Origin of the sequence: Brevundimonas fluminis, assembly GCF_003934285.1 — a bacterium.
Classification (GTDB): Bacteria; Pseudomonadota; Alphaproteobacteria; order Caulobacterales; family Caulobacteraceae; genus Brevundimonas; species Brevundimonas fluminis.
The window spans coordinates 209,808-235,263 of record NZ_RQWJ01000004.1; the positions used below are offsets into that span (position 1 = coordinate 209,808).

General features: G+C 70.5%; 22 protein-coding genes. 9 read left to right on the forward strand and 13 right to left on the reverse strand.

Features of this window, described 5'->3' with window-relative positions; translation table 11 throughout:
- Positions 1 to 83: 83 nt before the first annotated feature.
- Positions 84 to 1,751 carry a hypothetical protein gene (locus EFJ44_RS09920; protein WP_125257064.1) on the forward strand — a complete coding sequence of 556 codons (1,668 nt, stop codon included), beginning with the start codon at positions 84 to 86 and terminating at the stop codon, positions 1,749 to 1,751.
- Here the strand turns inward: EFJ44_RS09920 and EFJ44_RS09925 are convergent, their stop codons facing one another.
- The 6 genes from EFJ44_RS09925 to EFJ44_RS09950 form a co-directional block, all read right to left on the reverse strand.
- Positions 1,752 to 2,510 carry a TSUP family transporter gene (locus tag EFJ44_RS09925; protein WP_164511899.1) on the reverse strand — a complete coding sequence of 253 codons (759 nt, stop codon included), beginning with the start codon at positions 2,508 to 2,510 and terminating at the stop codon, positions 1,752 to 1,754.
- 112 nt (positions 2,511 to 2,622) lie between these two features.
- Entirely contained in the window at positions 2,623 to 3,204 is a 582-nt protein-coding gene (gene rplI, locus EFJ44_RS09930) for a 50S ribosomal protein L9 (RefSeq protein WP_125257066.1), read from the reverse strand.
- Position 3,205: 1 nt separating this feature from the next.
- Complete coding sequence (gene rpsR, locus EFJ44_RS09935) at positions 3,206 to 3,481, reverse strand: 30S ribosomal protein S18 (protein WP_125257067.1); 276 nt, start codon at positions 3,479 to 3,481, stop codon at positions 3,206 to 3,208.
- A gap of 11 nt (positions 3,482 to 3,492) precedes the next feature.
- Entirely contained in the window at positions 3,493 to 3,882 is a 390-nt protein-coding gene (gene rpsF, locus EFJ44_RS09940) for a 30S ribosomal protein S6 (RefSeq protein ID WP_125257068.1), read from the reverse strand.
- Positions 3,883 to 4,058: 176 nt separating this feature from the next.
- Positions 4,059 to 5,309 (reverse strand): SAM-dependent methyltransferase, encoded by a 1,251-nt coding sequence (locus EFJ44_RS09945; RefSeq protein ID WP_241209746.1) that lies wholly within the window; start codon positions 5,307 to 5,309, stop codon positions 4,059 to 4,061.
- A gap of 3 nt (positions 5,310 to 5,312) precedes the next feature.
- Positions 5,313 to 6,758, reverse strand: coding sequence for a cryptochrome/photolyase family protein (locus tag EFJ44_RS09950; RefSeq protein ID WP_241209747.1), 1,446 nt, complete (start codon positions 6,756 to 6,758; stop codon positions 5,313 to 5,315).
- Positions 6,759 to 6,871: 113 nt separating this feature from the next.
- Between EFJ44_RS09950 and kdsA the strand changes: the two genes are divergently transcribed.
- From kdsA to EFJ44_RS09970, 4 genes are all read left to right on the forward strand, one after another.
- Positions 6,872 to 7,732: a 3-deoxy-8-phosphooctulonate synthase gene (gene kdsA / locus EFJ44_RS09955; protein ID WP_206426899.1), complete on the forward strand. Its 861-nt coding sequence runs from the start codon at positions 6,872 to 6,874 to the stop codon at positions 7,730 to 7,732.
- Between the two features lie 194 nt (positions 7,733 to 7,926).
- Positions 7,927 to 9,378 (forward strand): D-glycero-beta-D-manno-heptose 1-phosphate adenylyltransferase, encoded by a 1,452-nt coding sequence (gene rfaE2, locus EFJ44_RS09960; RefSeq protein WP_125257070.1) that lies wholly within the window; start codon positions 7,927 to 7,929, stop codon positions 9,376 to 9,378.
- Positions 9,378 to 10,379 (forward strand): ADP-glyceromanno-heptose 6-epimerase, encoded by a 1,002-nt coding sequence (rfaD, locus tag EFJ44_RS09965; RefSeq protein WP_206426900.1) that lies wholly within the window; start codon positions 9,378 to 9,380, stop codon positions 10,377 to 10,379. Before rfaE2 ends, rfaD begins: the two co-directional genes overlap by 1 nt.
- Complete coding sequence (locus EFJ44_RS09970; RefSeq protein WP_125257071.1) at positions 10,376 to 11,515, forward strand: DUF3089 domain-containing protein; 1,140 nt, start codon at positions 10,376 to 10,378, stop codon at positions 11,513 to 11,515. The genes rfaD and EFJ44_RS09970 overlap by 4 nt, the downstream gene beginning before the upstream one ends.
- On the opposite strand, the gene recG is transcribed toward EFJ44_RS09970, so the two are convergent.
- A complete protein-coding gene (gene recG, locus EFJ44_RS09975; RefSeq protein WP_125257072.1) occupies positions 11,464 to 13,536 on the reverse strand; it encodes an ATP-dependent DNA helicase RecG in 2,073 nt (690 codons plus the stop codon). The genes EFJ44_RS09970 and recG overlap by 52 nt on opposite strands.
- A gap of 112 nt (positions 13,537 to 13,648) precedes the next feature.
- Here recG and EFJ44_RS09980 point away from each other — a divergent pair, with 112 nt between their 5' ends.
- Positions 13,649 to 13,951: an FAD assembly factor SdhE gene (locus tag EFJ44_RS09980; RefSeq protein ID WP_241209748.1), complete on the forward strand. Its 303-nt coding sequence runs from the start codon at positions 13,649 to 13,651 to the stop codon at positions 13,949 to 13,951.
- Positions 13,951 to 17,409 (forward strand): transcription-repair coupling factor, encoded by a 3,459-nt coding sequence (gene mfd, locus EFJ44_RS09985; protein WP_125257074.1) that lies wholly within the window; start codon positions 13,951 to 13,953, stop codon positions 17,407 to 17,409. Before EFJ44_RS09980 ends, mfd begins: the two co-directional genes overlap by 1 nt.
- On the opposite strand, the gene EFJ44_RS09990 is transcribed toward mfd, so the two are convergent.
- From EFJ44_RS09990 to EFJ44_RS10000, 3 genes are all read right to left on the reverse strand, one after another.
- Entirely contained in the window at positions 17,406 to 18,161 is a 756-nt protein-coding gene (locus EFJ44_RS09990; RefSeq protein ID WP_125257075.1) for an SRPBCC family protein, read from the reverse strand. The two genes, mfd and EFJ44_RS09990, sit on opposite strands and share 4 nt — an antisense overlap.
- Positions 18,158 to 18,763 (reverse strand): ArsR/SmtB family transcription factor, encoded by a 606-nt coding sequence (locus EFJ44_RS09995; protein WP_125257076.1) that lies wholly within the window; start codon positions 18,761 to 18,763, stop codon positions 18,158 to 18,160. The genes EFJ44_RS09990 and EFJ44_RS09995 overlap by 4 nt, the downstream gene beginning before the upstream one ends.
- Positions 18,764 to 18,836: 73 nt before the next feature.
- On the reverse strand, positions 18,837 to 20,153 hold the full coding sequence (locus EFJ44_RS10000) for a diguanylate cyclase domain-containing protein (protein ID WP_241209749.1): 1,317 nt from the start codon (positions 20,151 to 20,153) through the stop codon (positions 18,837 to 18,839).
- Between the two features lie 158 nt (positions 20,154 to 20,311).
- Between EFJ44_RS10000 and EFJ44_RS10005 the strand changes: the two genes are divergently transcribed.
- Entirely contained in the window at positions 20,312 to 21,238 is a 927-nt protein-coding gene (locus tag EFJ44_RS10005; protein WP_241209750.1) for a YihY/virulence factor BrkB family protein, read from the forward strand.
- On the opposite strand, the gene EFJ44_RS10010 is transcribed toward EFJ44_RS10005, so the two are convergent.
- Together EFJ44_RS10010 and EFJ44_RS10015 are read right to left on the reverse strand one after the other, a co-directional pair.
- A complete protein-coding gene (locus EFJ44_RS10010; RefSeq protein ID WP_125257078.1) occupies positions 21,207 to 21,443 on the reverse strand; it encodes a sulfurtransferase TusA family protein in 237 nt (78 codons plus the stop codon). The two genes, EFJ44_RS10005 and EFJ44_RS10010, sit on opposite strands and share 32 nt — an antisense overlap.
- On the reverse strand, positions 21,440 to 21,931 hold the full coding sequence (locus tag EFJ44_RS10015) for a CinA family protein (protein ID WP_125257079.1): 492 nt from the start codon (positions 21,929 to 21,931) through the stop codon (positions 21,440 to 21,442). Before EFJ44_RS10015 ends, EFJ44_RS10010 begins: the two co-directional genes overlap by 4 nt.
- A 90-nt stretch (positions 21,932 to 22,021) precedes the next feature.
- Here EFJ44_RS10015 and EFJ44_RS10020 point away from each other — a divergent pair, with 90 nt between their 5' ends.
- On the forward strand, positions 22,022 to 24,295 hold the full coding sequence (locus EFJ44_RS10020; RefSeq protein WP_125257080.1) for a spermidine synthase: 2,274 nt from the start codon (positions 22,022 to 22,024) through the stop codon (positions 24,293 to 24,295).
- Positions 24,296 to 24,299: 4 nt separating this feature from the next.
- Here the strand turns inward: EFJ44_RS10020 and EFJ44_RS10025 are convergent, their stop codons facing one another.
- On the reverse strand, positions 24,300 to 25,451 hold the full coding sequence (locus EFJ44_RS10025; protein WP_125257081.1) for a bifunctional 2-C-methyl-D-erythritol 4-phosphate cytidylyltransferase/2-C-methyl-D-erythritol 2,4-cyclodiphosphate synthase: 1,152 nt from the start codon (positions 25,449 to 25,451) through the stop codon (positions 24,300 to 24,302).
- Between the last annotated feature and the right edge of the window lie 5 nt (positions 25,452 to 25,456).

Below are 25,456 nucleotides of genomic sequence, written 5' to 3' on the forward strand. Positions count from 1 at the left end.
CGCGCCGGTCTGTGGATGAGGAGTCGGCGAGCGGTGTTGCGCGAAGGGCGGCGGACTTCCTAGGGTGAGGCGAGGGAGGCGGCATGGCGGATCGCATACATTCCAGGGGAGCCCTGAGCGGCGTCGAAACGGCTGCGCTGGCGACCGCCTTGCAGGGTGAGGAGGTGATCGCGCCGCGCGGGGCGCCCCCGCTTCGCGGCGACGCGGTGCGGTTCATCGTGGAGACCGTCAACCGGGCGGCGGGGCCGACCGGCTGCATGGTGGTCTTCAAGGGGTGGACGATCGAAGGCCGGATCGACCTCAAGGGGCAGTCGGGGCTCGGGCACCTGGGCCTGGTCCGCTGCGATCTCATCGACCTCTACCGAGATGGCGGCGACGCCGGACAGATCGTCGATCCGGGCGAGCTGGACGTCGAGTTCGCGGATCTCAGGGGGCTCGACCTCGCCGGCAGTGATCTGGCCGTCCTGAGCGGCATGAGGGCACGGGTAAGAGGCAGCGTCTATCTGAAGCGATACCCCCAGTCGAAAAGGGCGTCGGACGCGCACGTCGCCGGGCGGCGGTTTCGATGCCGGCGGGGCGTGGACCTGTCCGGAGCGTGGATCGAAGGCAGCCTGTCTTGCCGGGGCGCGGACTTCGGCTTCGATCCGACGCCCATGAAGGAAGACGACTGGATCAAGGATCCGGACTGGCGGAAGCATTTTCCGTCTGAACCTCATCCCGGGGCGCCGGAGGCGGATCGTCCGGTCGAGCATCCCTTCTGCATGAACCTGCGCCACACGACCGTCGGCGGCACCCTGTACATCGGTCCGAAGCACGCTCAGGAGTTCGGTGAAAAAGGCGACTGTCTGCTGCTCGGCTCGGCCGATTTCTCCGGTCTGCGGGTACGGGAATTCGTGGACCACGGCACGACTTACGCGCCGCTCGAGAACACGCGCCATCGTCTGGTTCTCGACGGGTTCGAATACGAGCGGTTCGGGTCCTGTTCGCCCCAGGACCATCAATTCCGCGTGGGGAAATGGCTGGCGATGCAGCCGAACGCCTTTGCGCCGCGCCCGGACTGGCGGGACTGGTTGCTGGGCCGTCGGACCGTGGGGCGGGAGTTCCAGCCGCAGCCCTACGAGCAGCTGGCGAAGGTGCTGAAGGTCATGGGTCATGACGCCGACGCCAAGGAGGTGTTGTTCTCCCGTCGACGAAATCAGGCGTTTCACGCCCTGACCGTCTCCGGCCGGGTCGCCCGGTTGAGTCTGTGGCCCTTCGTCTGGCTGTACGCCTTCGTCACCGGACTGGGATACAAATCCACCTCGCTGGTCGGAGCCATCACCCTGCTGGTGTCGGCGCACGCCGTGGTGCTGAGCGAGGCGGCGAACCGCGCGCTCATCGCGCCCGCCGACGCCACGCTGCACGCCTCGTCGTGGTGGAGCGGCTGTCGGACGAGCAACGTCCCCGAATCCAGCTGGCTGGGGCGGGCGAGAGTGGGGGCCGACGGTCTGAACGAGTGTCTCAAGCGGGAGACGGGCGCCGGAACGCGCTATGTGGAGCACCCGCGCTTCAACGCCCTGTTCTACGCCATCGAGTCGTTCTTCCCGGTGCTGAATCTCGAGCAGCGCAGCAAGTGGACGATCTCCGACCGCGAACCCGAGGGCGCCGCCCTGCGCTGGTGGATGGGCTTCTACACCATGCTGGGCTGGGTCGGGACGTCGCTGCTTGTCGCCGGCCTGTTCGCGCGCTTCAACCAGCGCGGCGGGGACTGATCAGAGGATCAGGGAGATCAGCAGGGCGGCGCTGACCGCGGCGAGGGCTGCGGCCAGCAGGAGGCGGTAGAGGCGCTCCGGCAGGTGGATCAGCAGACGGCGGCCCATCAGGGTGCCGGCGGCGGCTGCGGCGAGCGTCAGCCCCAGAACGATCGGATGCCCGAGGATCGACACGCCGATCAGGCCGAACAGGACGATCTTCGAGAGGTGCTGGAAGGTCAGGCAGGCCGAGAAGGTGGCCGACAGTCGCTCCTTCGCGTCGTAGCCGCCCTGCATCAGGGTCATCAGCAGCGGACCCGTGGCGCCGACGATCATGGACAGGGCGCCGGTGATCACGCCGAACGTCACGGGGCGACGACGGCGGACGGTCAGTCGCGTCTCCGGCCGGAGGACGATCAGGACCGCACTCGCCAGGATGTACAGGGCGACGGCGGCCTGGACGAAGGTGAAGTCGGCCGTGGCGACCACGGCGGCCATCGGGAGAGACGCCGCCGCCGACGCCGGGACGAACCAGGCGACGAAGCGCCAGTCGATCTCCCGGCGCAGTCCCAGCGCCCGAAACAGGGCGGAGAAGCCGGTGATCCAGGCGTGGAGGGGAATGACCAGACCGGGCGGCATGGTGGCGGCCACGGCGGCCATCTGCATGCCGCCGGTCGGGCCGATGGCCGAAACGGCGAAAGACACCGCCAGCGTGGCCGCGCAGAGGGCCAGGACGTTGAGCGCCGGCAGGCCGTCGATGAGGGTGGTCGTCAGGTCCAAGGGAATCCCGCCCGAAGTCGCATCCTGATTGGCGCACCGGGCGGGACCGGGCAAGCGAAAGGGGCGCGCCCTCGCGGACGCGCCCCTGACTTCAGTCCGCCGAAGACGCCGATCAGGCTTCTTCGTAGGAGTCCTGCTGGCCGGCGCCGCCGGCGAGCATGTCCGCGGCGGCTTCCTCGGCCGCGGCGCGCTCGTCGGAGAACTGCGAGGCGATGACGTCCTCGCCGCGCGCCTGACGCTCGGCCTCGTCTTCCGAGCGGGCGATGTTGACCTTGACCGTGGCCGACACCTCGGCGTGCAGGCGGACCAGCACCTCGTGGACGCCCAGCGTCTTGATCGCGGTGTTCAGCACGACCTGCGAGCGCTCGACCTTGCCGCCGGCGGCCTGGATGGCCTCGGCGACGTCGCGGCCGGCGACCGAGCCGTACAGCTGGCCCGTCTCACCCGCCTGGCGGATCATGACGTAGGTTTCGCCGTCGATCTTGTCGGCGACCTTCTGGGCTTCGGCCTTGTTCTTCTCGTTGCGCGCCTCGATGGCGGCGCGCTCGACCTCGAAGGCCTTCAGGTTGGCGCTGGTGGCGCGACGAGCCTTGTCGCGCGGCAGCAGGAAGTTGCGGGCGAAGCCGTCCTTGACGGTGACGACGTCGCCGATGGCGCCGAGGTTCTCGACGCGTTCGAGCAGAACGACCTTCATCTTACTTCACCACATACGGCAGGAGGGCGAGGAAGCGGGCGCGCTTGATGGCCTTGGCCAGCTCGCGCTGCTTCTTCTGGGACACGGCGGTGATCCGCGACGGGACGATCTTGCCGCGCTCCGAGATGTAGCGCTGCAGCAGCTTGACGTCCTTGTAGTCGATCTTCGGGGCGTTGGCGCCGGAGAACGGGCAGACCTTGCGGCGGCGGTGGAAGGGACGACGGGCCGGCGCGTTGCCGACCGTGGTTCCGGGGACGGGACGGGTGGTGTCGGTCATGATCGGGATCCTTATTCCGAGACTTCCGCGTCGGCGTCTTCACGCGGGGCGCGTTCGCGCTCGCGCTCACGCTCGCGCTCGCGGCGGGCCAGCAGGGGCGACAGCTCCAGGTCGAGCTCGTCGACCTTGACCGTCAGCCAGCGCAGGACGTCCTCGTTGATGGACAGCTGACGCTCGACCTCGGCCATGGCGGCCGGCGGGGCGTCGACGGCGAGCAGCGAGTAGTGCGCCTTGCGGTTCTTCTTGACCCGGTAGGTCAGGTTGCGCAGGCCCCAGTACTCGATCTTGGCGACGGAACCGCCGCCTTGCTCGATCAGGTCCTTGATGGTGTCGTTGAGGGCTTCGGCCTGTTGCGCGCTGATGTCCTGGCGCGACATGACCGTGTGCTCGTAAAGAGCCATGGCAGTCTCCCTTGGGGGGCGTCGGCGCGACCGGACCGGGTAAGTCCGTCCACGATGGTTCCCGAAGCGGCGGCCGAGACGACTTCCCGACCCTTTGGCGTTCCGCATCCGGGACCGAAGCCCTGGAAAGCGGGCGCGTATAGGGGAAAAGGCGGCGCGCGGCAAGCGCGGCCCCGTCAGGCGCGGTTCAGGGCGAGCTGGATCACGTCGGTGCGCGCGGAACGGAAGCCCGCCTCGCAATAGGCGAGGTAGAAGCGCCACAGGCGACGGAAGCGCTCGTCGAAGCCGCCCATCCGGCGGATGTCCGGCCAGGCGGCCTGGAAGCGCTCGTCCCAGAGCTTCAGCGTGTCCGCATAGTCCTGGCCGAAGCGCTCCACGCCGGACCACGCGAGGCCCTCGCGCTCGATCACCGGCCTGAGGCGGTCTTCCGACGGCAGCATGCCGCCGGGAAAGACGTACTTCTGGATGAAGTCCGTGCGCCGCGCATACTCCTCGAACAGCTCGTCCCGGATGGTGATGATCTGCAGGCCGGCGCGACCGCCGGGCTTCAGGACGTCGCGGACCTTGGCGAAATAGGTCGGCCAGTATTCCTGACCCACGGCCTCGAACATCTCGATGGACGCGACGCGGTCGAAGGTCCCCTCGACGTCGCGGTAGTCGATCAGGCGGACGTCCGCCCTGTCGGCCAGTCCGGCGTCGAACAGGCGCTTCTTCGCGAAGTCGTGCTGTTCCTGACTGATGGTCACGCCGGTCACGCGGGCGCCGATCTCCTTCGCGGCGAACTCGGCGAAGCCGCCCCAGCCGCAGCCGATCTCCAGGACCGTGTGGCCGGCGCGGAGCTCCATCATGCGCGCCAGCGACGCATACTTGGCGCGCTGGGCCTCGGCCAGATCGGTCCCCGGCCCTGCGAAACGGGCCGAGGAATAGGTCATCGTCTGATCCAGCCAGGCGGCGTAGAAGCCGTTGCCCAGGTCGTAGTGGGCGTGGATGTTCTTGCGCGAGCCGCGACGGCTGTTGCGCTTCATCCGGTGCGAGACCCAGTTGACCGCCTGCATGACCGGATTGCCGTCGAACAGGCGGCGGATGTGGTCGTAGTTGCGGGCCAGGGTTTCCAGCAGGGTCGCCAGCTGCGGGCTGTCCCACTCGCCGGCCATGTAACCCTCGGCGAAGCCGATGTCGCCGGCGGCCAGGACGCGCCGGGCGAAGCGCCAGTCCTTTACGTCCAGGGTCGCGGTCAAACCGGGCTGCCTGCCTTCGAGGACATGGCGTTCCCCGTCGGGGGTGAGGACGTGCAGACGCCCGAAGGTCCAGTTGGCGCCCAGCAGCCGCAGCAGCAGCGAGGCCCGGCGCGGGGGCCGGGCGTCGGCGGCGACCTCGTTGGCGCTGACCGAGGACATGGAGGGAAAGGTGGGGTCGGGGGCCGTCATCCGTCAATCCTCCCGGTCGCCGCGCACGCGGTCGATCGACTTGAGCGCGTCCAGGGCGCGCTTGCGGGCCGCGTCGTGGTCGACGATGGGGCGGGGATAGGTCGAGCCCGGCCGAACGCCGGCGTCGCGAAGGACGTCGGGCGGCGCCTCCCACGGGGCGTGGATCCAGCGGTCGGGAAGCGTCGCCAGCTCCGGGATCCAGCGTCTGACGTATCGGCCTTCCGCATCGAATTTCCGTCCCTGCATGACCGGGTTGAAGATGCGGAAATACGGTGAGGCGTCGGCTCCGGATCCGGCGACCCACTGCCAATTCTGCACGTTCGAGGCCAGGTCGGCGTCGACGAGGCAGTCCCAGAACCACTTTTCGCCTTCGCGCCAGTCGATGAGCAGGTGCTTGATCAGGAAGCTGGCCACGACCATGCGGACGCGGTTGTGCATGCGTCCCGTGGCCCAGAGTTCGCGCATGCCGGCGTCGACGAACGGGTAGCCCGTAAGGCCGCGCTTCCATGCCTCGAGACCTTGCGGATCGTCGCGCCACGGCATGGCGTCGTATTCGGGACGGAAGGCCTTGTCCGGAATCTGCGGGAAGGCGTGAAGCAGGTGGGCGGAGAAGTCTCGCCAGACCAGTTCCGACACGAACTTGGCGGCCTGGGCCGCCGGGCCGGCCCTGCGCGCGGCGGCGACGGCGCGCCAGGGACTGATCTCGCCGAAGTGCAGATGGGGCGACAGGCCGCTGGTCAGCGGATCGCCCGGCCGGTCGCGACCGTCGGCATAGTCGGACAGGGCGTCGCGAACGAAGCGCGACAGGGCTTCGGTCGCGCCCGCCTCGCCCGGCGCGCCCTCGAACCCGGTCGACCAGTCGGGACGGGTGGGGTGCAGGCCCCAGTCGTCGAGGTCGTCGGATCTGAGACCCTTCGGCGACTCGATGGCGCGCGGGCCGAGCGTGTGCGGCGGAGGCTCGGCCTGATCCAGCAAGGCCTTCGAAAAGGGGGTGAAGACCTTGTAGGGACCGCCCGATCCGTTCTTCACCGAGCCCGGCGGGCACAGGTGGGAGGCGTTCCAGCCCTTCACCTCCACGCCTTCGGCCTTCAGCGCGTGGGCGAGGTCGGCGTCGCGGGCGGCGGCGTCCGGCTCCCAAAGGCGGTTCATGTAGAGTTTGTCGGCCCCCGTTTCCTCGATCAGGCGGCGCAGCTCGGCCTCGGAGTCGCCGCGGCGAAGGATCAGCCGCGAGCCCCTCTCACGCAGGTCGGCGTCCAGGGCCCGCAGGGACTTGTCGAGCCACCACAGAGACGCCGCGCCCGGCGGGCGCACGCGCGATCCCTGATCCAGCACGTAGACCGGCACGATCGGCGCGCCGGTGTCCGCGGCCCGGTTCAGGGCCGGGTTGTCGCCCAGTCGGAGGTCCTGCCGGAACCACAGGATCACGGGCTTGTCGGTCGGTGTGGTCACGTCCCCTCGCGTCGTGGCATCTTGCGGCGAACGCCCCCGCGCGCCACCTGTTCGCCGCATAGGCGCGGCATGAGCGCGCGCCAACGCCCAAGCTCTCGTCACAAGGTCGCACCGTGAAGCCGAACGCCGTCATCGACATCAAGGAAGGCCTGAGCCGTCCCGTCTCCATCGGCGGCGGACGGCGGATCGTCTTCATCGCCGGCCCTTGCCAGCTGGAGAGCCGTCAGCACGCGCTGGAGATGGCCTCGGCGCTGAAGGAGATCGGCGAGCGGCTGAACGTCGGCATCATCTACAAGACCAGCTTCGACAAGGCGAACCGCACCAGCGCGACGGCCGCACGCGGGTTCGGCCTCGAAGGATCCCTGCCGATCTTCGCCGAGATCCGCGAGTCCCTCGGCCTACCGGTGCTGACCGACGTCCACACCGAGGAACACTGCCGCATCGCCGGCGAGGTGGTCGACGTGTTGCAGATCCCCGCCTTCCTGAGCCGCCAGACCGACCTGCTGCTGGCCGCCGCCGCGACCGGCAAGGCGATCAACGTCAAGAAGGGTCAGTTCCTGGCGCCCTGGGACATGAAGAACGTGGTCGCCAAGATCACCGGGGCCGGCAATCCGAACGTGATGGCGTGCGAGCGAGGGGCCAGCTTCGGCTACAACACCCTGGTCAGCGACATGCGGGCGCTGCCGGTGCTGCGCGAGATCGGCTGCCCGGTGGTGTTCGACGCGACGCACAGCGTGCAGCAGCCGGGCGGGCAGGGCACGTCGTCGGGCGGCCAGCGCGAGTTCGTGCCCGTGCTGGCCCGCGCCGCCGTGGCCGTCGGCGTGGACGCGGTCTTCATGGAGACGCACCAGGACCCCGACAACGCCCCGTCGGACGGCCCCAACATGGTGCCGCTCGACCAGTTCGAGGCCCTGGCGGCCGAACTCATCGCCTATGACGACCTGACCAAGAGCCGGATGGCGGCGGCCGCCTGATACGGCGCGGCACACGACCGATTTTGACGCGATGCGCCTTCAGGATGGGCAGATGACGCGCGACGCCTTCAGGATCCGATCCGGACTCTCCGGACTCTCCGGACTGTGTTTTTCAGGTCCGGGCGGTCCGGCCGCCGCTCGACCGGCGAGGCCATGCGGTTGTGTCCCCGCGCGTCGCGCTTTAGCTGACCTGCATGGCTGAGCGCACTTTGGATCTGGGCGGACTGCAGGCGCTGCTGGAGCGCGTGCGCGGGTTGAAGGTCGCCTGCGTCGGCGACCTGATGCTGGACCGCTACGTCTATGGCGAGGTGGACCGCATCTCCCCGGAGGCGCCCATTCCCGTGCTGAAGGTGAGGCGGCGCGTCGCGATGCCCGGCGGTGTGGGCAACGTGGCGCGCAACGTCGCGGCGCTCGGCGGGCTCGCGCGTCTCGGCGCGGTGTCGGGTCGGGACGCAGCCGGCGACGAACTGGCCGCCCTGATCGCGGCCGGGGGCGGCGTCGAGGACGCGGTCGAACGGCGCGAGGGTGCGGACACCATCGTGAAGACTCGGTTCGTCGCCGCCGGTCAGCAGCTGCTGCGGCTGGATGAGGAAACCGCGCCTCTTATGGGAACAGAAAGCGACGCGTTTTCCGGCGTATCTGTCATTCTTCTCTCAGACTATGCGAAAGGCGTCGTCAGCGATCTGATGATCGGACAGGCCCTGAAGACGGCACGGGAGCGGGGCGTGCCGGTGATCGTGGACCCCAAGGGCCGGGATTTCGCACGTTACGGGGCGGTCGATCTGATCAAGCCGAACGCCAGCGAGCTGGCGGGCGCCACGGGGCTGCCGGTCGGCACGGACGAGGAGGTCGAGGCCGCCCTGGGAGCCTTGCTGTCGTCGACCGAGGCCAGGGCCGTCGTGGTCACGCGCGCCGGCAAGGGCATGAGCCTGATGCGGCGCGGCGAGGCGGCGAGGCATTTCCCCGGCCGGGCGCGCGAGGTGTTCGACGTGTCGGGGGCCGGGGACACCGGTCTTGCGGCGCTGGGGCTGGCGCTGGGCGCCGGTGCGACGCTGGAGACGGCGGTGGAGTTCGCCATTCTGGCTTCCGGCGTGGTGGTCGGGAAGGCCGGGACGGCGACGGTGTCGCCCGCCGAGCTGATCGACGCGGAGATGAGCCAGCACGCGGCCGGGGCCCACGCCAAGGTCATGCCGCTGGAAGAACTGGCGCACGTGGTCGAGGGCTGGAAGCGGCAGGGACTGAAGGTCGGCTTCACCAACGGCTGTTTCGACATCCTGCACCGCGGGCACGTGGCCTATCTGGCGCAGGCGCGGTCGTGGTGCGACCGGCTGGTCGTGGCGCTCAACACCGACGCCTCGGTGCGGCGACTGAAAGGCGAAGGCCGGCCGATCAACGATCTGGACAGCCGGGCCGTGGTCATCGGCGGGCTGGGCAGCGTGGACCGGGTGACCAGCTTCGACGATCCGACGCCGCTGGCGCTGATCGAGCGGCTGAGGCCCGACGTGCTGATCAAGGGCGCGGACTACACCCGCGAAGGCGTGGTCGGCGGCGATCTGGTCGAAAGCTGGGGCGGCGAGGTGAGGCTGGCGACGTTCGAGGACGGGTTTTCCACCACCCGCACGATCGAGAAGATGAAGGACCGCTGATGGCGCGACGGATGATCGTGGTGACGGGCGGCGCGGGCTTCATCGGCTCGAACGTGGTCGCGCGCCTGTCCGCGGAGGACCGGCGGGACGTGGTCGTCTGCGACCGGCTGGAAGACGCCGCGTCGGGCAAGTGGAAGAACCTGGCCAAGCACCGGCTGGCCGACTTCTGGCAGCCGGAGGAGCTGTTCGAGAAGCTGGAACGGCACGCCGACCGTGTGGAGGCGGTGGTGCACATGGGCGCGATCTCGGCGACCACGGAGCCCGACGCGGACCTGATCCTGCGCACGAACTTCAGCCTGTCGCGCGATCTGTGGGACTGGTGCGCGCTGCGGGACGCGCGGCTGATCTACGCCTCGTCGGCGGCGACCTACGGCGACGGGGAAGAGGGCTTCGACGACGACGATGATCTTGAAAGTCTGTCGGCACTGCGCCCGCTAAATGCTTATGGATGGTCGAAATTCCTGTTTGACCAGTACGCGGTTCGGCAGGCGGAAGAGGGCCACGCGCCCAGCCAGTGGGCGGGGCTGAAGTTCTTCAACGTCTATGGGCCGAACGAAGGCCACAAGGGCACGATGAAGTCGGTCGTGGCGCAGATCTGGCCCAAGGTCGCGGCGGGCGAGCCGGTGACCCTGTTCCGGTCGCACAACCCGGACTATCCGGACGGCGGCCAGATGCGGGACTTCGTCTATGTGGACGACGTCGTCGACGTGATCGCCTGGCTGCTGGAGAGGCCCGAGGTCTCGGGAATATTCAACGCCGGTTCGGGGACGGCGCGATCGTTCCTGGACCTCGCCAACGCGACCTTCGCAGCGGCGGGCGTGGCGCCGGCGGTCGAGTACGTCGACACGCCCGAGAGCATCCGGGACAAGTACCAGTACTTCACCGAGGCGCGCATGGACCGGCTGCGCGAGGCCGGCTTTCCCGGGCAGTCGACGCCGCTGGAAGAGGGCGTGCGGCGTTACGTGCAGGACTTCCTGATGACGGCGGACCCGTACAGATGAAGGGGCCCCGGCTGACCTGGCGCCAGTGGGTCGGTCTGACGGGGTTCGCCGTCGTCTTCGTGCTGACGGCGGCCGCCCTGGTGTGGCGGGGCGACATCCTGCGCGCGGGGCTGGACCCGCAGGTGCCGTTCCAGACCTATGAGCCGCCGCCGGCCCCGGACTATGCCGCGCGCGACGCGTGGGCGCTGTGGGAGGCCCGCGCCCCCGGGGCCGGAGACGTGCCGGTCTTCTTCGTGCATTCCACGACCTATGACGGCGGCGCGCACTGGAACGCGCCGATCGGGGACCGCAAGGCCGACGCCTATCTTCGCAGGGTGGTCCTGCCCAATCACGCCGGGCCGTTCGCCAGGGCCGGTCCGGTCAGCGCGCCGAGGTACCGGCAGGCGAGCCTTTACACGCGGCTGACGTTGAGGGACGACGCGCGGGAGGCGCGGGCGTTCGCCTGGCGCGACGTGGAGGCCGCGTTCGACGCCTGGCTGGCGCGGCATCCCGAAGGGCCGCTGGTGCTGGCCGGGATGGAGCAGGGCGCCGAGCTGGTGGACCGGCTGGTGAAGGCGCGGGTGGCGACCGATCCGGCGCTGAGGCGTCGACTCGTCGCGGTCTATCTGATCGACGCGGTGGTGGCGGTCGACGACGTGCCTCCCGCCGTTCCGGCCTGCGCGGCGCGCGATCAGGCGGGCTGTCTCGTGGCCTTCTCCGCGGTCGGGGAAGACGGCGACGGCGCGGGCCGGCGGAGGTTGAGGCGTGCGCTCGTCTGGGACGGCGAGCGGCTTGTGGATCTGGACGGACGCGACGCCCTGTGCGTGAACCCCATCTCCGGCGTCGTCGACGGCGGGCGGACGGAGATCCGGGCCCACGGCGGCGCGACCAACGCCACGGGGCTGGAATGGGAGGCGCACCCGGCGCTGCAGGGCGGCCTGATCACCGCCGAGTGCCGCGACGGTCTGCTGCGGCACGCGCGCGCCCGCGGCGAGTCCTTCCGGCGAGGAGGATCATGGGCGGATCGCAGAAAGGCGATGCCTTACAACCTGTTCTATGGCGATCTTGAGCGCGACGTGCAGGCGCGGATCACGGCGTGGCCGGGTCAATCGGACGTGCGGCCGTCGCGCCAGTCGAACAGCGCCTCGAGCACCTGAACCGCCCGGCCGCGCGGGCTTTCCAGCCTGGGATCGCGGCTGAGGATCAGGCGCGCGTCGTCCGCCGCGGCGCGCAGCAGGTCGCGGTGCCGGATCGGGTCGGCGAAGCGATAGGCCGGGAAACCTGACTGGCGCAGGCCGATGGGATCGCCGCCGCCCCGCAGGCGGAAATCCGCCTCGGCGATCTCGAAGCCGTCGTCGGTGTTCCGAAGAATCTCCAGTCTTTCCCGCGCGGACCCGCCCAGACCTTGCTCGCCGGTCGCATAGAGCAGGATGCAGGAACTGGCTTTGGCCCCGCGCCCGACGCGGCCGCGGAGCTGGTGCAACTGGGCCAGACCGAAGCGGTCGGCGCGTTCGATGACCATGATCGACGCGTTCGGCACGTCGACCCCGACCTCGACGACGGTGGTGGCGACCAGCACCGGCAGCGAGCCGGCGGCGAAGCGGCGCATGACCTCCTCACGCTCCGGTCCCGGCATCTGGCCGTGGGCGAGGCCTACTTCGAGACCCAGCCGTTTCGACAGATCGGCCGCGCGCGCCTCGGCCGCCGCGAGGTCTCCCGTCTCGGACTCCGCGACCAGCGGGCAGATCCAGTAGGCCTGGGCCCCGTCGGCCACGGCCCGGCCGAGACGCCCGGCGACCTCGTCCAGCCGTTCGACGGGCAGGACGGCGGTGGTCACGGGCGTGCGGCCCGGCGGCTTCTCCTCGAGGCGGGAGACCTCCAGATCGCCGAACCTGGTCAGCTCCAGCGTGCGCGGGATCGGCGTGGCCGACATGGTCAGCATGTGCACGCCCTCGCCCTTGGCCTGAAGCCGGGCGCGCTGTTCGACCCCGAAGCGGTGCTGCTCGTCCACGACGACGAGACCGAGCCGGCGAAAGGCCACGGCGTCCTGGAACAGGGCATGCGTGCCGATCGCGACGTGGGCGGAACCGTCGGCCAGGGCCGTGAGCGCGGCGCGGCGGTGGGAGACGGCGTCGCGGCCGGTCAGCAGCAGGGCGGTGAGGCCGGCCGATGCCAGCAACGGCCGGAGTCGCTCGCAGTGCTGGCGGGCGAGGATCTCGGTCGGAGCCATCAGGGCCGACTGGAAGCCGGACGAGGCGGCGTCGGCCATAACCAGGGCGGCGACGGCCGTCTTGCCGGAGCCCACGTCGCCCTGGAGCAGGCGGGCCATGCGCGTGCCGGAGCCGAGGTCGGCGCGGATCTCCGCCACCGCCCGCACCTGTGCGCCCGTCAGCCGGAACGGCAGGGCGGCCTGAAGCGCCTCCGACGCCGGGCCCGCGGCGATCACCGGGGCCGGTTGAGCCTGGCGCGCGGCGCGGCGACGGGCGAGGGCGAGCTGGTGGGCCAGCAGCTCGTCGTAGGCCAGTCGTTGGCGGGCCGGGGCGTCGGGCTCCAGCTCGGGCAAGGATCGGGGCGCGTGCAGGGCCTCGACCGCCTCTCGCCAGCAGGCCCAGCGGCTGCGCGCCAACCAGGCCGGATCCTGCCACTCGGGCAGGTCGGCGACCGCGCTCAGGGCCTGCTGGACCAACTTGCGGATCTGGCGCGAGGTCAGGCCCTGCGTCGCCGGGTAGACGGGCTCGGAGGCCGCCGGCTGATCCTCGCCGTCGACCTGGTAGACGTCCGGATGGACGATCTGCACCTCGCCGTTGAAGCGTTCGACCTTTCCGGAAACGAGCCGGGCCTCGCCGCGCGGCAACAGGCGTTCGACGTGCCGGGCCGAGCCACCGAACCAGACCAGGTGCACGAAGCCGGTGTGGTCGGAAGCGCGCACCTTCAACGGCACGCCCGGCTTTCCCGGCGCGATGACGCGGTCGACCACGACGGTGAAGACGCCGACCTGATCCTCCACCGCCTCGGCGGCGGTCATGGGGCGACGCAGGATCAGCCCGGCGGGCGGCAGGAAGACGAGGTCACGGACGAGGGGCCCGGCGACCTTCCGCACCAGAGGCAGCACCTTCTGGCCCACGCCCTTGAGGGTGGAGACCTCGGCGAAGAGGGGGAACAGAATCTCCGGTCGCATCCTTGTCAGCATACGGCCGCCGCGCGGGTGGCGAAATCGGCCCGGGGCGTCTATCTGGACGCTCCAACCAGATCATCGAGACCGGGCAAGAATTCTTGTGACCGAACACGTCGTGCGTTCCGAATCCGAGCCTTCAGAACGGCTGCGCCGGCTGACCTTCCGCGCCTGGCGGCGAGGCTTCCGCGAGGCCGACCTGGTGCTGGGGCCGTTCGTGGAGCAGGTCGGACCGGCGCTGTCCGACACGGAGCTGACGGCGTTCGAGGCCCTGCTGGACGTGGACGACGACCACCGGATCTATGCCTGGATCATCGGCGGGGCCGAGACGCCGGCGGAGCATGAGACGCCGCTGATGGCGCGGTTGCGGACCTTCATGCGCGACCACGTGTCCGCCGCGGTCGCGCAGGGGGCGGGCTGATGGACGGATCGACGCTCAAGGCCGGCGAGGCCGAGATCGGCGGCGCGCCGGAGGGGCTGGACGCCCTGGTGGTGGCCGACGCGCTGAAGGAGGAGGGCGGGATCGCCCTGTTCGTGGCGCGGGACCTGTCTCGGGCGACGCAGTTCGCCCAGGCCATGGCCTTTTTTGCCCCGGACGTCGAGACGCTGACCTTCCCCGCGTGGGACGTGCTGCCGTACGACCGGCTGAGCCCAACGCCGGCCGTGTCGGCGGAGCGGATGGCGGCGCTGAGCCGGCTTGGGCGGCGCGATCCGAAGGACCCGACGCCGCTGCTGGTGGTGACCACCGTATCGGCGGCGACGCAGCGCGTGCCGGCGAGGAGCCTGACGCAGGACGCTGCCTTCGAGGCATCCATCGGCGACGAGGTCGACCTGGCCGAGCTGGAGCGGCATTTCGCGGCCAACGGCTACGTCCGCGCCTCGACCGTGTCGGAACGCGGCGAGTTCGCGGTTCGGGGCGGGGTGGTGGACGTGTTCCCGCCGGGCTTCGAGGAGCCGGTGCGCCTGGACCTGTTCGGGTCCGAACTGGAGCAGATCCGCACCTTCGACCCGGAGACGCAGCGATCCACCGGCAAGCGCGAGAGCCTGACGCTGGCGCCGGTGTCGGAGGCGCTGCTGACGCCGGAGAGCATCTCGCGGTTCCGCACGGGCTGGCTGAACCTGTTCGGGGCGGCGGGCGACGACATGATGTACGCCGCCGTCAGCGAGGGCGCGCGGCGGCAGGGGCTGGAGCACTGGCTGCCTCTGCTGCACGAGCGGCTCGACACGTTGTTCGACCATCTGCCGGACGGCGCGCCGGTGTTCTTGGACCCGCAGGTCGAGGCGGCGCGGGCGGAGCGGTGGTCGCTGATCGCCGACGCCCATGACGCGCGCAAGGCGTCCAAAGACGGGCCGTCGAAGTCGTCCGGCGCGTGGCGCGTGTTGCCGCCGGAGCGGCTGTATCTGCCCGAGAGCGACTGGAACGCCGCGCTGGCGGGGCGGAAGGTGCGGCGGCTGTCGCCCTTCGCGGGGCAGGGCGTGGACGCCGGCGGGCGCCTGGGACGGACCTTCGCGGCCGAGCGGGCGCAGGACAGCGTCAACCTGTTCGAGGCGGTGGCGCAGCACGTGAAGGCGCTGCGCGCGGAGGGGCGCAAGGTGATCTTCGCCAGTTGGACCGAAGGGAGTTCCGAGCGGCTCGCCGCCATGCTGGGCGACCATGGCGTCCAGCCGGTCGTCGCGGTGCGCGACTGGGGGGACGTGGCCAAGGCGTCGAAGGAGATGATCCTGCGCGCGGTCGTGCCGATCGACCACGGCTTCGTCGCGCCGGGCTTCGCCGTCATCAGCGAGACCGACATCCTGGGCGACCGGCTGGCCCGTCCGCGGCGCAAGCGGCGGGCCGCGAACTTCCTTGCCGAGGCTTCGGCTCTGACCGCGGGCGACCTGGTGGTGCACCTGGACCACGGGATCGGCCGGTACGAGGGCCTGAGGACGCTGGAGATCCAGGAGGCGCCGCACGACTGCCTGGAGCTGCTCTACGCCGGCGAGAGCAAGCTGTATCTGCCCGTCGAAAACATAGATCTTCTGACTCGATACGGGTCGGACGCGGACGGCGTGCAGCTGGACCGGCTGGGCGGGGCGGGATGGCAGGCGCGCAAGGCCAGGGCCAAGGCGCGCTTGCGCGAGATGGCCGAGGGCCTGATCGCGCTGGCGGCCAAGCGCGCCCTGAAGACGTCGGACGCCGTCACGCCGCCGCACGGGCTGTTCGACGAGTTCTGCGCCCGCTTCCCGTACGAGGAGACGGACGACCAGCTGAACGCGGTCGGCGACGTGCTGGAGGACCTGGGCAAGGGCATGCCGATGGACCGGCTGGTCTGCGGCGACGTGGGCTTTGGCAAGACCGAGGTGGCGCTGCGGGCGGCCTTCGTGGTGGCGCTGTCGGGCATGCAGGTGGCCGTGGTGTGCCCGACCACGCTGCTGGCGCGGCAGCATTTCAAGACTTTCAGCGAGCGCTTCGCCGGCTGGCCGGTGAAGGTGCGGCACCTGTCGCGGATGGTGACGGCGAAGGAGGCGGCGGAGACCCGCGCGGGGCTGAAGGACGGCTCGATCGAGATCGTGGTCGGCACCCATGCGGTGCTGAGCGACCAGGTCGGGTTCAAGAACCTGGGCCTGGTGATCGTCGACGAGGAGCAGCACTTCGGCGTCAAGCACAAGGAGAAGCTCAAGGCCCTGCGCGCCGACGTGCACCTGCTGACGCTCACGGCCACGCCGATCCCGCGCACGCTGCAGATGGCGCTGTCGGGCCTGAGGGAGATGTCGATCATCGCCACCCCGCCGGTCGACCGTCTGGCGGTGCGGACCTATGTGACGCCTCAGGATCCGGTGCTGATCCGCGAGGCCCTTCTGCGCGAGAAGTATCGTGGGGGGCAGGCCTTCTACGTCGTGCCGCGGCTGAAGGATCTGGAGGGCGTCGAGCGGTTCCTGCGCGAGCAGGTGCCGGAGGTGACGTTCACCGTCGGCCACGGGCAGATGAGCCCGACCCAGCTGGAGGATGTGATGAGCGCCTTCTACGACGGGCGCTACGACGTGCTGGTGTCGACCACGATCGTGGAGAGCGGCATCGACATTCCGACCGCCAACACCCTCATCGTGCATCGCGCCGACATGTTCGGCCTGGCCCAGCTGCACCAGATCCGAGGCCGGATCGGGCGGGCCAAGGCGCGGGCCTTCGCCTATCTGACCACCGACCCGAACAAGCCGCTGAGCCTGTCGGCCGAGCGGCGGCTGCAGGTCCTGCAGTCGCTGGACAACCTGGGCGCCGGCTTCCAGCTGGCCAGCCACGATCTGGATCAGCGCGGCGGCGGCAACCTGCTGGGCGACGAACAGTCCGGGCACATCCGGGAGGTGGGCGTCGAACTGTATCAGCAGATGCTGGAGGACGCGGTCGCCAGCCTGCGCGAGGCGGGCGGGGAGGTTCAGGACCGGGGCTGGTCGCCGACGATCAACACCGGCGCGGCCGTATTGATTCCAGAGGAATACGTGCCGGACCTCAACGTGCGTTTGAGCCTGTACCGCCGCCTGTCGGACGCGGAGAGGGGCGAGGATCGGGAGGCGATCGCGGCGGAGCTGATCGACCGGTTCGGCCCCCTGCCGGACGAGGCGAAGCAGTTGCTGCGGATCGTGGGCATCAAGGCGAACTGCCGCGAGGCCTGCATCGAGCGCATCGACGTGGGACCCAAGGGGGCGGTGCTGACGCTGCGCGACAACAGGTTCCCCAATCCTGCGGGACTGGTCGGCCTGATCCAGAAGAACCACGCCAGCTGGAAGCTGCGGCCCGATCAGAAGGTCGTGGTCAAGGGCGACTGGCCCGACGCCGACGAGCGGCTGAAGGCGGCGGAGCGCGTGACGGCCGATCTGGCGCGCGTCGCGAAGGCGGGAGGCTAGGCGCAGCCGTCCTCCGGCGACGGATCGCGCTTGTCGAAACGCGCCTCCCACCACGCCGCGCAGCGCGACCGCAGATCGGCGAAGGCCGCGTCGTCGAGGCCGTAGGTGGTGATGATCAGCTGGGTGCCGCCGCGCGGCCATCTGTCGTTCGGCGGGCGGCCCATGGCCACCAGCAGGCCGTGGCCCCATTCGCGGACCGTCAGGCCGACCTGATGCCGCCCGAGGTGCCAGACTTCGCCGGACACGGCGTCTCCGGCGGGCAGCGTCGCGGCCCACGGCTCGCCGACGGCGGGGATCTCGGTCAGATCAAGCGCCGCGGCGCCGTTGAGCGCCTCGGTCTTCGGCTCGCCGCCGAAGTAGAGCGTGCGCCGCGCCTGCCCCGGATGGTGGGTCATCATGAAGCGGAGCTGTTCGGTGAAGGCGATCCAGCCCTCGGTCATGTCCTCGAACACGCCCTGCCAGTCCTCATCGGTCGTGGGGGCGGAGCGGACCAGACGGACGATGGAATGGTCGCCGCGATCCTCGACCTCATAGCGGTCCGGGACCCCCTCGAAGTCCAGCACCCGCCGGACTTCGTCGGGCCGGGCGTACTGGAAGAAGATGAAGTCGACCTCGCCCGCGAGGCCTTCGTACTCCCAGCCGAACCAGCTCATGATCTGGTCCTTGTCGCGCAGCGCGGCCCAGACGGCGTCGGCGGGCGCGGGGACGGTCACTTCCACGAGAACGCGGTCCTGCAACGGCTTTTCGGTCATGGCTCAGTTCCGGCTGGGTGGGGATTGGTCGGTACGGCGGGATGGGCGACGGCGGTGAGCCGGAAGCGACGCCCGGCGGGGGCCGCATAGGCTCTCGCGATGTCGGCGACGACTGCGGCGACCTGTTCCGAAAAGCGGTCGAAGTCGGCGGGGGTGGCCAGGGTGACGTCGGCCTCCACGGTCAGGGTCAGCAGACGGGAGCCCTGGCTTTCCGCCGCCTGTCTCATCCGGGCGACGTCGCGCACGGTGGCGGAAGCCGCGCCGATCAGGTGGTCGACGGCGTGACGGTCCTGCGCGGCGACGGCGGCCGGATCGGCGGGCGATTGCAGCAGGGAGGGATCCAGCACCAGGTTCGGCGCGGCCACGAACAGGCGTTCCACGAAGCCGCGCTTCTTTCGCTCGCCGGCAGGTTTGACCAGGCCGGCCGCCTCAAGCGCGCGGAGGTGATGTCCGATCCGCTGGCGCGGCATGTCCAGCCGGTCGGCCAGGCCGGCGGCGGAGGCCGGCTCCACCAGGCTGGCGAGGATGCGGCGCCGGAGCGGGGCGAGCGCCAGATGCGCCGCGTCCAGATCGTCGAGCAGAGCTGTGGGCTTGGAGGCCATGCGCCGTTGTCCATTGGACAAAAACAAATGTCAAATAGACCGCGCGGACGGATGAGTCCGCAGCTGAGCAGGATCAGGCGGCGGCGGGGACGGCGTCGCGGGCGGCCCGCTCCAGCAGGGAGGACGGGCTTTCCTGACCCTGCTGCTGGGCGACGCCGACGTCGAAGGCGACCGTGAAGGGCCGGGCGCCCGGGCCGGCGTCGAAGGCGGTGCAGCCCACCACGGCGGCGATGCGGTCCGCGACCAGCCGCGCCTCGACCGCGTCGGTCGCGGGCAGGGCGAGGGCGAAGACTTCGGGCGACAGACGGGCGGCGGTGTCCTCGATGCGGATCAGGCGCGAGATCATGGCGCCGATCTGGGGCAGGGCCCGGGTCAACCAGCCGCCCTCGCGCGCCAGCCGCAACTCCTGGTTCTGGGACACCCGCAGAACGCAGACGGACATGGGGCGGCGGCGGGCCGTCGCCGCCTCGACGACGCGGCCCAGATGGGCGGCGAACAGGTCGTCGGTGAACAGACCGGTCGCGGGGTCCGTTAGGCCGGAGGCGCGGGCGGCCTCCAGCGCGCGGCGCACGGCCTGGTGCTCGCGATAGGTGCGGGCCAGCGACACGATGCGGGCGGCGGTCTCGAGCTCGGGCACCGTGGCTTCGGCGACGTCGGCGAAGCCGCGTCCGTAGAGATCGGTCAGATCGACGGGGTCCTCCCCAGACAGGTAGAGCACGACGGGGATCTGCTGCAGGCGGGTGTTGCGGCGCATGCCGGCGGCGATGGACTGGGCCGGGGCGCGGTCCGGCCCGCTCCACAGGACCGCGGCGTCGAAGGCGCGTTCATGCAGATAGTCGAAGGCGGTGTACGGGGTGGGCGCGGCCACCACCTCGCAGCCCTGGGCCTCGAGCGCGTTGCTCAGGGCCAGCACCCGGCGGTCCGGCGGGCCGGCGGCCAGCACCCGGAGCGGGGAGGCGTCCGGCTCGTCAGGTTGTAGATGAACGCCGCGCGCACCGAAGGTCGCGGCCCGCAGGGCGATCTCTTCTTCCGCCACGGCGCCGCGCATCAGGCTCTCCAGCCGCAGCCGGACCTGGGCCGGATGGCCTGCGCCGGACATGGCGAGGTCGAATGGCGCGCGTTCCGAAGCTGTCGCGCCGGCCGCGACGGCCAGGGTCGGCAAGGCGCGGGGCAGGGCTGCCGCCTTCAGCGCCTCCACCCATTCGGCGGCCTGGGGCAGCCGGGCGTCGACGATCAGGGCTTCGACCGGAAGGTCGCCGAGGGCGGAGAGGGCCCCGCCGAGGCTGCGCGCCGTCACCGTGCGCCATCCGATCGAGTCCAGCCCCTGACACAGGGGGCCGACGACCGAATCCTCGGCCGCCAGAACCAGAATGCGCGGTTCCGCCTTCACGCCACCAACTTCCCCAGCCCAAAGCGCGCGGACCATAGACGCGGCCGCCCGAGCGCCGCAACGACGCATTCGCCTGAACGCCGCACCCGGATCAGGTCTTCCGCATCCGAAATATTCCGTTACGTTCCGCCGCATCCGGAGCGCGGGGAACCGACGGTTTGCACAACGAGCACGGCAGGACGCCGATGTGGTGGCTGAAGCTTTCCGGAAGGGCCTTCGCGCGCAGCTGGGGTCGGGACGTCATGCTCTACACGGGCGGCGTCTCCTTCTTCGCCCTGCTGGCGGTGTTTCCGGCCATCGCCATCCTGATCGGTCTGTACAAGGTCGGCCTGTCGATCAGTGAGGTAAGCGCCCAGGCGGCGGCATTGGCCGACCTGCTGCCGACCGCGGCGCGGTCGATCTTCCTCACCGAGATCGAGCGTCTGGCCTCGGCTTCCGCGCGGACCGTGTCAGCGCAGTCGGCCTTCGCCCTGATCGTGGGCGCCTATGCTGCTCACCGTGGATTCAAGGCCTTGTTGGCCGGTCTTCAGCTGATACACGACGAGCAGGAGCCGCATGGCTTCCTCAAGTTCAACCTTCTGGCCTTCTTCGTCGCCCTGTTCGCCTTCGCCCTGTTCACCGTCGTGTCGGGAGCGGTGGTGACGTTCCGCCTGATGTCGCACGCGTCGGGGGGCGGCGCGTCGGGGGGCGTGGGATTGCCGTTCGACGGCCTTCTGCCCGCGCTGGGCCTCGGCTTGGGGCTGACCCTGCTCTATCGTTACGCCATGAGCCATCGGACGCGCGTCGCCTGGGGCCCGTCGATCGTGGGCGGGCTGATCGCGACGGTGCTGTCGATGGTCAGTTCGTGGCTGTGCGCCATCTACGTCGAGCAGATCGCGCCGCTCGGCGCGACCTACGGCTCGGTCGGCGCCATCGTGGTGCTTCTGATCTGGCTGTCCTGGAACGTGAACGCCATCTTCTACGGCGGGGCGTTCGCCACCGAGATGGAGATCGCCGACCGCGCGCGCGGAGCGCCCGTCTTCGACGAGGACGATCCGCCCTCCGCCGAAGTGGTCAACCTGGCGGCGCGCCGGTCTCGACGCTGAAGCGCAAGGCGCCGTCCGCCTCATGAACCGACACCAGCCTGTGCGGACCCGCGCCGATCAGGTGCGGCACGTCGATGCGGGCCATGGGATCGTCGGCCAGCAGGGTGACCGTCGTGCCGGGGGCGGACGCCTCCAGGGCCTTGCGCAGGCGAAGGGAGGGAACCGGGCAGCGATGGCCCCTCGCATCCACCACCAGCCCGCTCATGCCGTGGCCCGATCCAGCAGCAGGTCGAGCGCCTGAAGCAGGGCCGCGCGCCGCACGCCGTCTCGCCCGAGATCGCCGAACCGGCGCTCCACCTCGATCAGACCCGCGGGCCCCTGCGCGGCGAACCACACCAGCCCCACCGGCTTGTCGACCGACCCGCCGCCTGGCCCGGCGACGCCCGTGACGGCGACGGTCAGGGGGACGCCGGCGGCCCCGGCCGCTCCGCGCGCCATGGCCCCGGCGACCTCGCGCGAAACGGCGCCGTGCGCGTCGATGAGGGCCGCCGGGACGCCCACCAATGCGGTCTTGGCCGCATTCGAATAGGTGACGAACCCGCGGTCGACCACGTCGGAGGAGCCGGCGACGGCGGTGAGGGCCGCGGCCACGAGGCCGCCGGTGCAGCTTTCGGCGGTGGCGAGAGTCAGCCCACGGGCGCGGGCCGCCGCGAGGACGGCTTCGGCGCGGGTCACGACGTCGCGGTCGAACATGAGGCTTTCCAAGCGGCGGGCGAGTCGTCTTAACCTGCGCCCGACAGGGGCCGCGTGTCGACGGCGCGCCCGAATTCCATCGGAGCCTTCATGAGCGCAGCCGACGTTCCCGCCGGAGCCGCCCAGACGGGCGACCGGCTGACGCCCGCCCTGTTCGCCCTCGCGATCTTCACCTCCGCCTCGCTGGTCTTCGTGGTCCAGCCGATGGTGACGAAGCTGGTTCTGCCCATGCTGGGCGGCTCGCCGCAGGTGTGGAACACGGCGATGGTCTTCTTTCAGGCCGCGTTGCTGGCCGGATACGGCTATGCGCACCTGCTCCAGCGGATCGGATCCCTGCGGACGCAGGTGATCGTGCATCTGGCGTTGTTGCTGGTGGCCGCGCTCTTTCTGCCGCTGGGCGTCAGCGGCGCGCTGGGGAACCCGGATCCCGCCGCGCCGATCCTTTGGCTGCTGGGCACGCTGACGCTGTCGATCGGGGCGCCCTTCGCGGTGTTGTCGGCCACGGCGCCGCTGCTGCAGGCCTGGTACGCGCGGGTCAGGGTCGGCCACGCCGACGGCAAGAACCCTTACGTGCTTTATGCCGCCTCCAACCTGGGCAGCTTCCTGGCCCTGCTGAGTTATCCGGTTCTCATCGAGCCGCTGGCCACGCTGTCCGGCCAACGCTGGGGGTGGACCGGCGGTTATGCGGTGTTCGTGGCCCTGATCGTGGTCATGGCCCTGACCGTCTGGCGGCGTCAGGCGGCCGCGGCCGAACCCGCGCCGCTGGAGCGCAGCGCGCCGCTGAGCTGGAAGGACCGGCTGATCCTGATCGGTCTGGCGGCCGCGCCGTCCAGCCTGATGCTGGGGGTCACGGCCCATCTGTCGACCGACGTGGCCTCGGCGCCCTTCCTGTGGGTCATTCCGCTGGCGCTGTATCTGCTGACCTTCGTCATCGCCTTCCAGTCCAGGCCGTGGATCCCGCTGCCCGTCACCCTGGTCGTCCAGGCGGCGGTCGGCGCCGTGGCCGTGACTCTGGCGGCGTTCCGCAGCGACGAATGGCTGGTCCTGTTCGGCATCAGCATCCTCGCCTTCTTCTTCACGACGCTGATGTGCCACCAGCTGCTGGCGGCGCGGCGGCCGGCTCCGGATCGGCTGACCGAGTTCTACCTTCTGATGTCGCTGGGCGGCGTCGTCGGCGGGGCCTTCACGGCCCTGTTGGCGCCGGTGATCTTCAACGACGTCTGGGAGTATCCGCTGATGCTGGTCCTGGTCGGCTTCGCCCGACCGTGGGGGCGTGGCTGGAAGCTGGATTACCGCGACGCCTATTTCCTGCTGGCGGGCGTCGTGATCGCAGCCCTTCCGCCTGTGATCCACATGGTGGTGCACGCCAACGAGATGCTGTGGCCGCTGTTCCAGTCGCCCGCGATCTTCCGCCAGATCACCGTCCTTCTGCTGGGCGCGGCGGCGGTGTGCGCCTTCCTGATCCGCGACCGGGCCCTGGCCTATGTGGCCCTGCTGACGGCGATGACCCTGTCGGCCCAGTGGATCAACAAGGGCGCCGATTCCGCTTACACGGAGCGCAGCTTCTTCGGCGTCATGCAGGTGGCCAACCAGCCCGACGAGCGGCTGGGCGGCGACGTTCACGCCCTGATGCACGGCACCACCCTGCACGGGGCGCAGGCGCGGGATCCGCGCTACGCCTGCTCACCCATGACCTATTACGCGCCGACGACGCCGATCGGACAGGCGGCGGTGATGGTGCAGAATCGAGGCCCGGCGGTGAACATCGGCGTGGTGGGGCAGGGCTCCGGCGCCATGGCCGCCTACAAGCGAGCCGGCGACACCCTGACCTTCTTCGAGATCGACCCGATGGTGGACCGACTTTCGCGTGACCCGCGGTGGTTCACCTACATCAGCGACTGCGCGCAGGGTCCAGTGCGGACGGTGCTGGGCGATGCGCGCCTGACCCTGGAGGAGGAGCCGGCCGGGTCGTACGACCTGCTGATCATCGACGCCTTCTCGTCGGACGCCGTGCCGACCCACCTGCTGACGCAGGAGGCGATCGACGGCTACCTGCAGCTGCTCAAACCCGACGGGGTGGTGCTGCTGCACCTGTCGAACCGCAACCTGGACATCACCCTGCCGGCGCTGGCGGCGGCGCGGGCGCTGGGGGTGCCGGAGCGGCACCAGATCTACATCGAGGACCGGAACGCCCCTGACATGGCCGAGGCGTCGACCGAGGCCATGATCCTGTCGCCGACCGAGGCGGGGATGGCCGACTTCGCCGCCGATCCCCGCTGGCGCGTGCTGGCCCCGACCGAGGTGCGGCCGTGGACGGACGACTACGTCAACCTGTTCGGGTCGCTCGTGCGGGCGACCTTCTAGGTCCTCACTCCGGCAGATCCAGCGTCGCCGTCGCCATCGCCGCCAGGCCTTCGTCGCGGCCGGTGAAACCGAGCCCTTCGGTCGTCGTCGCCTTCACGCTGACGGCGTGGAGCGGGAGTTCCAGAATCGTCGCGATGCGGTCGCGCATGGCCTGACGGTGCGGCTTCACCTTCGGCCGCTCGCAGATCAGGGTGACGTCCGCATGCACGATGCGGCCGCCGCGCGCCGCGGCCAGGTCGCGGGCGTGGGCGAGGAACGCGTCGGACGCCGCGCCCTTCCAGCGCGGATCGGAGGGCGGAAAGTGGTCGCCGATGTCGCCTTCGGCCAGAGCGCCCAGAATGGCGTCGGTCAGGGCGTGCAGGCCGGCGTCGGCGTCGGAATGCCCGATCAGGCTCCTGTCGTGCGGGATCTCGACGCCGCACAGCCAGACCGCGCCGCCGGGTCCCCAGCGATGCACGTCGTAGCCGTGGCCGACGCGGGTGATTCGACGTTCCGTCGACGCGAGAAGGGCTTCCGCCATGGCGAAATCCTCAGGATGGGTCAGCTTCATCAGGCGCGCGTCGCCGGGGACCTGGGCCACGGTCAGGCCGGCGCGGCGCAGGGCTTCGCTCTCGTCCGTCGGCGAGACTGCGTCCGGCCAGGCGTCCAGGGCGGCGGTGAGGGCGCCGACCCGGGCCGCCTGCGGGGTCTGGACGCGCAGCAAGCCGTCGCGCGTGACGGTCTCGCCGACGCGGCCCTGATCGTCGCGGCGCAGGCTGTCGGCGACCGGCAGGACCGGGGCGGCGGCGTCCGCCGTCGCGAGGGCGTCCAGCAGGGCGTCGATCACCGCTCGGGGGAGCAGCGGCCGCGCGGCGTCGTGGACGAGGACCGCCCGGTCGGCCGGCTGGTCGGAAAGTGCCGCCAGACCGGCCCGGACCGAGCGGGCGCGATCGGCGCCTCCGGCCACGGCGATCCAGCCGGCGAGACCGGCGAGGGCGCGATCCGCCTCCTGGCGCGCGTCGGCGGGAATGCAGACGACGACCGGATCCGCGCCCGCGTCCCTGAGCGCGGCGACCGAGCGGCGCAGCACGGGCATCCCGCCCAGCAGACGCCATTGTTTGGCGCCGCCCGCGCGGCTTCCGGTCCCGGCGGCGACGACGATGGCGGAGAAGGTCATGGCTG